This window comes from Marinomonas shanghaiensis (assembly GCF_003259175.1).
Lineage (GTDB): Bacteria > Pseudomonadota > Gammaproteobacteria > Pseudomonadales > Marinomonadaceae > Marinomonas > Marinomonas shanghaiensis.
In genome coordinates, this window is record NZ_QGOK01000009.1 from 1 (window position 1) to 6,493 (window position 6,493).

5 protein-coding genes are annotated in these 6,493 nt (G+C 48.0%); all 5 read right to left on the bottom strand.

Annotation, left to right across the window (positions count from 1 at the left end):
- Positions 1-39: 39 nt before the first annotated feature.
- Positions 40-483 carry a GNAT family N-acetyltransferase gene (locus tag DKT73_RS08780; protein WP_111638188.1) on the bottom strand — a complete coding sequence of 148 codons (444 nt, stop codon included), beginning with the start codon at positions 481-483 and terminating at the stop codon, positions 40-42.
- 119 nt (positions 484-602) lie between these two features.
- Entirely contained in the window at positions 603-1,517 is a 915-nt protein-coding gene (locus DKT73_RS08785; RefSeq protein ID WP_111638189.1) for a response regulator, read from the bottom strand.
- Positions 1,501-5,058, bottom strand: coding sequence for a hybrid sensor histidine kinase/response regulator (locus DKT73_RS08790; RefSeq protein WP_111638190.1), 3,558 nt, complete (start codon positions 5,056-5,058; stop codon positions 1,501-1,503). The genes DKT73_RS08785 and DKT73_RS08790 overlap by 17 nt, the downstream gene beginning before the upstream one ends.
- A gap of 39 nt (positions 5,059-5,097) precedes the next feature.
- Positions 5,098-5,697: a HupE/UreJ family protein gene (locus tag DKT73_RS08795; RefSeq protein ID WP_111638191.1), complete on the bottom strand. Its 600-nt coding sequence runs from the start codon at positions 5,695-5,697 to the stop codon at positions 5,098-5,100.
- A gap of 60 nt (positions 5,698-5,757) precedes the next feature.
- On the bottom strand, positions 5,758-6,399 hold the full coding sequence (gene ureG / locus DKT73_RS08800; protein WP_111638192.1) for an urease accessory protein UreG: 642 nt from the start codon (positions 6,397-6,399) through the stop codon (positions 5,758-5,760).
- Positions 6,400-6,493: the final 94 nt, after the last annotated feature.

Consider the following 6,493-nt stretch of genomic DNA (forward strand, 5'->3'; position numbering starts at 1 on the left):
CCCTATATAATTTAGGCATTAACTTCTCGATTGAATGCTTTACTTTAAATCATCAACATTGGTCAATACCCACGCACTGTTGTGCTGGGTAAAGCCAATCTTAGGGTAATACTCTACTGCCTGAGGCGCTGACAATAAAATCAAAGAACATTTAGGCTGTAAGGCTTGCTTGGTCATACGAATTAAGGTTTTACCAATTCCCGACGCCTGCACCGACTCATCCACCGCCAAATCCGACAAATAGCAGCAAAAAGCAAAATCCGTGACAGAACGCGCCACTCCCACCAAATGCTCACCTTGCCAAGCCGTAATCAACAGATTAGCGTGTTTCAACATAGCGTCAATGGTGTCCAACTGATCAACGGGACGACGCGCGCCCAACGTCGTTTTCGCCAGCAACTCAACAAATTGCTGAGCCGTAATAGCCTGATTAATCTTGTAAACAATAGGTTGTGATAACTCGATAGATTGCTCAATAGACATGGGACACCTTTGGCGATGCGATAAAAAAGCAGCATAGAATAATCTGTGCGTTTATAAAATACGCAAATGCTTATCTAAAGTTAAGAGTTTAAACAACAGCGCACACTCAACAGGCATCATCAACGCTCTGCTGACAAGACTCTTAGCGCCACCCCAGCAGCGGAAGTGCGGTTTTCCACACCGAGCTTAGGAAAGATTTGCTCTAGGTGTTTGTTGACTGTGCGTGGGCTCATTTCGAGGATTTCGGCGATTTCTCGATTAGTTTTACCGTTGGCGATCCAGTGCAAGACTTCGGACTCGCGATCGGTTAAATCCAGTTCTTTTTTCAGTAAGGCCGGCCCGGTGGGTTTGTCGCCGTCTTCTAATTTTAGTAACACTTCTTTCTGTTCCGTGACGCCCATCATTTTCAGTGCCAAGGGATAATCCAGTCCACTGAGTTTCAACAGATTGCCCACCACAGGTTGATGAGCCAACCAAAGGCGTATTTGCAAGGCCAATTCTGTACTTTGCCATTCACTGCTGGCACGCGCTTTCGCGAGTAACGCGTACGTTTGTGGTGTTGCCCAAGCAATGTCCCCAGCGTAGGTCGTGGTCATCAGATACTGCCCCATGCTGTCGAGCGCCGATTGCGCGTTGTTGCTCAAACGCGCATTCGACAAGTGCACGCGCATGCGAGCAATCAATTCATTGGGCTGAATCGGCTTAGTGAGATAATCCACCCCACCCGCTTCCAAACCACGCACAATGTCGTCCGTGTCACTCAAGCCCGTCATAAAAATAACCGGTATCGACGCCAAGCTCTGATCCGCTTTTAGCGCACGACAAGTGTCAAAACCATCCATGTGCGGCATGATGGCATCGAGCAAAATAATGTCAGGTCGAATCCGTCGAGCAATGGTTAAAGCTTGTTTTCCCTCTAAAGCAACCAGCACATCCATATTCGCCGCTTCCAAGGTGTCATGAATTAGGCTCAAGGCATCTGGCGAATCGTCAACCACTAAGACAATGTCACTCTTACTACTGGGATTCATCATTCGGTTTCTCACTGACATCACACATTAACTGTGAGTTTGTTTGTATATATTGAGCAATCGCATCAAACTGAAAACTTTGATACAAATTTTCCAATTGCTGTAAATGGCCTTGAGCAATCACGTCCTTTTTAGCCAGCTGATCTAACACACCACGCACGCCTTTTTTATAGCCCATTTCAGCAAATGCCATCAGCTCTCGCACACTTTCGTGGTCTGGAATCGCCGCCGTTTTTTGCTCTTCTAAGCGGTTTTGCGCGTGCTCTTCGTTGCTGCTAGCAAGCTGTTCCACCAGCCTAGGCACCGCAACATCGGCGTCGGTTTCTTGATACACCCATTCCAACACAAGCCAATGTTTGATGGCATCCAACAAGGCGCTGTTGTTGACGGGTTTAACCAAATATTGATTAAACGCTGCTTGCTCATCAGGCTTGCGCTGATTCTCTTTAGCGTCGGCAGACAGCATAATTATCGGAGTGCTGTAAGCGCGATCTCGTAACAGCTTAGCCAAGCTCAAACCATCCATTCCGGGCATCGACACATCCAATACGAACAGATCCGGCGAGCAGGATGCCAGCTCATCCAAGCAGCTTTCTGCGTCGGAGGCTTCCAATACGTTAAATCCCAGTGGCACCAAAATATCCGACAACAAACCACGTACCACAGGGTCGTCGTCTACCACCATCAAAGTGCGTTGGTATCCTCGGTAGCTCACGATGCGTTTGTATTCATAAACAGCCGCATTACCTTGACTCACCCAAGGCAACATTAGGCTAACGCGAAACTCACTGCCTTCACCAATCACGGAACGCGCTTGCAAATCGCCCCCCATAATTTCGGTCAGCAACTTCACTATGGTCAGCCCCAAGCCCGTACCGGGTACATTCCCTGTGCTAACATCACGCACGCGTTCAAAGGGATCGAAAATGCGTGTTAAATGGCCTTCTTTTATGCCAATGCCCGTATCTCGAATGATAAATTCCGCCACTTGGTTACGATAATTCACTTCAAACAAAACCGACCCTTTTGGCGTGTATTTCACCGCATTTGACAGCAAATTAATCAAAATTTGTCGCAAGCGCTTTTCATCCGTAATAACATGTTGCGGCAAAGGCGCAAGAATTTTCGCTTGGAATTGAATGCCCTTACTGCGTGCCTGCATAGCAAACATACTGTTGAGCTGATCGATCAACTTCGGCAAATCCACCGTGTTGCGATACAGATCAAAACGCCCTGCTTCAATCTTCGAAATGTCCAACAAGCCTTCAATCAAATCCGCCAAATACAAACCGCTACGATGAATAATATCCAAACCGTTCTGGTGCCCAGAAGGTGTATTGGCTTTTTCTGACAGAAGCTGTGCGTAGCCAATAATGGATTGCAGCGGCGTGCGTAATTCGTGGCTAATACCAGTTAGATAACGACTTTTCGCCTCATTTGCTCGCTCGGCTTGTTCTTTAGCATGCTGTAATGCTCTGTCTGTTTCTTGGTGTGCATCAATCTCGCGAATCAATTTTCGCGTTTGTCGATTCGACTCTTTCTGCGCCACCACTCGGCTCTCATGGGCCAGCACAAACAACCAAGACAACACACCCGATACAATCAACAAGGTAAAAAACAGCGCCAGCATGGTGTCTTTCAGCAGGGCTTCTTCATTCAACGAACTGGGGGCCATTTGCCGATAAATCAGCATCATCAGAGCCGCGTTAATGATATTAATCATCAGCAGCAAAGACGCAAAACGCCCAAAGCGTGAGCTCAGCGCTTTCACCCAACCTTTAGGCAAAAACAGCTTTAAGAAATAATCACTCTGCTGGCCAATACTCGCCTGCGGCTTGCAGCTGTCTAAACAGCGTACATCTAAGGAACAACACAAAGAACAAATCGGCTGCATGTAAGCCGAGCAAAAACTCATATCTTCTGTTTCAAACGCGTTTTCACAAATCCCACACGTCAGAGTGACATATTTAGGATTACGCTGTTTTGCCAGCTCGATCATTGGAATCAGTTCTGGGCTTTGACGCGCAAGGTAATATTTGCCCTTGGTGAGCCACGCAATCAGTGGCACAAACACGAAGCAAGAACCCAAGGAAATAAAGTGACACAAGCTTTTCGCCACTTCCCCAAAGACACCTAAATAACTCACTAAACCCAAGGTCGTCGCGATCAACATAGAGCCCGTTCCCACTGGGTTAATGTCGTATAAATGCGCGCGCTTAAACTCCACATAATTGGGGCTTAACCCCAAGGGCTTGTTGATCAATAAATCCGCCGACAAACTGCCCAGCCAGCTCACCGCTGCGATAGCAAACATGCCCAAAATCGCACCCAAGGCTTGATAAATACCCAACTCCATCAGCAATAACGCAATGGTCACATTAAACACCAACCAAACCACACGCCCCGGATGGGAATGAGTTAAGCGCGAGAAAAAATTCGACCAAGCAATGGAACCCGCATAGGCGTTGGTTAAATTGATTTTCATCTGACAGATAAACACAAACACCGCCGCCAGAAGCAATGCAGTGGTCGGCGATGTGGTTAAAAAGAAAAAGATGCGCTGATACAAATAGGTTGGATCAGTGGCTTGAATGTCGGTGGCGCCATCGGAAATCGCCAAATAAGCCAAAAACGAACCCAATAGCATTTTGATGGCACCAATAAACACCCAACCAGGGCCCGCTAAAATCAGCCAAAACCACCAACGTCGGCGATTTTGTGAGGTCTTTATCGGAAAAAAACGTAAATAGTCGACCTGCTCGCCAATCTGCGCCATCAAGGCAAACAACACAGACGCCGCGGCACCAAACAACACCCAATCAAAATGCGTACTGTTCGGTACATTCTCAGGCGCATATTGCGTCCAGCCTTCAAAGTTTTGGTATTCCTGCGTGACCACCACCCCAATTGCCGCGACTTGTAGCACCAACCAAATCCACTGCGTACCGTTTTGAAAACGACTGATAGCACGAATACCGTGGGTCACGATGGGAATAACAAAGATGGCCGACAGCGCATAACCCAGCGCCAAGGGAATACCTAACAACACCTCCATGGCCGAGGCCAAAATCGCCGCTTCAATGGCAAAAAAGATAAAGGTGAAAGTCGCATAAATCAGCGACGTGATGGTCGAGCCAAGGTAACCAAAGCCCGCGCCACGCGTCAGCAAATCTATGTCCAAACCATGTTTAGCGGAATAATAGGCAATCGGAAAACCCGTTATAAAAAACACCGCCAATACCGTGAGAATCGCCGCCACCGCGTTGGTAAAACCGTACGCCAGCGTAATAACCGCAGCCAATCCCTCTAGAGCCAAAAACGCCGTCGCACCGAGCGCTGTGTGACCGATGCGCTCAATCGTCATCGCATAGCCATGCGATGACGCACTACCGTAAGAGGCGTTTTCATTCCTAGAAGTACTGTCATGCCTAGAGGTACTGTCATGCCTTGAAGTATAACGCAGAGCGTAGTCTTCCATGGTTTGATCGGCCACCCACTTATTATAATGGCGTCGCACTTTAAAGATCTTTTGTGCTGCCGTCATAGACTCTCGCACCTAGGCCATAACATGCCGATCATAGGCTCATACAAAAGCAAGCAACAAGCCTGCCACAGCAATCACGGAACCGCTCACACGAGTCACTAAAGGCGTACCGATTTTCACCATCCACTGACCAAAAACCAGACCAACCACATGCAAGCCAGCCGTTGCCAAAGCAAAGCCCAGCGCATATTGCAGACCATTGGCATTCAACGGCATTTCCAAACCATGAGCCGCCCCGTGGAAAAGCGCAAAAGCCCCTGCAATCGCCACGCACACCGCCGTCGGTAAACGCTTAGCGAACAACACCAACGCCCCCAAGACGATGACAGACAAGAGAATCCCTTGTTCAACAAAGGGTACGTTCAAACCCGCCACAGCCAAGCCACCGCCCAGCAACATGGTCGCAACAAACGCCGCAGGAATCGCCCACAAAGCACGACCACCGATGCTCGCCGCCCAAAGACCAATCGCCACCATGGCTAAAAGATGATCCAAACCGCCCATTGGGTGAGCAAAACCCGTCATAAAGCTAGAAGCGTGCTCATGCCCCGGATGAGCAAACACAGCACCTGATGCCAATACCGAAGCCACCAGCAATAACCCTTTTGTTTTCAATGTACTTTTTTTCAGTGAATTCATAACCTTTCTCCTAATACTTGATCAATCTGAACTAAACGACATAACGAGTGCAGTCGTCGTTTAAACGACCGCCTTCGCGGCTGGTATCTCTTTCGCTTCCAACATGCCTTCAGACACAATAAATTTAATGATGTCGTCCAAGCCCTGCGCTTTTTTAAGGTTCGAAAAAATAAACGGACGCTCACCACGCTGGATCTTGGCATCGTGTGCCATGACATCTAAAGACGCGCCAACCAAAGGGGCTAAGTCGGTTTTATTAATAATCAGCAAATCCGACTTAGTAATGCCTGGGCCGCCTTTACGAGGAATTTTGTCACCCGCAGACACGTCGATCACATAAAGGGTCAAATCCGACAACTCTGGACTAAAGGTCGCGCTCAAATTGTCACCACCACTTTCCACAAACACCAGATCCAATGCACCATGGCGCTCTAACAATTGATCAATCGCTGCCAAATTCATCGACGCGTCTTCACGGATTGCCGTATGCGGACAACCGCCCGTCTCAACCCCTAAAATACGGTCTGCATCCAAGGCCTGATGCTGAGTCAAAAACTTCGCATCTTCTTGGGTATAAATATCATTGGTCACCACGGCAATGTTGTAATGATCACGCATCGCACTGCATAAAGAACGCAGCAACGCCGTTTTACCTGATCCTACTGGACCACCCACACCAATTCGTAACGTTTGTTTTTTCATACTGAGTTCCTTTTAAAAATACATTAGAAATCTTATGGTTAAACCAATCACATGTAGGTCGGTCTTCAGGCCGTCAAAAACCTGATAACACCAA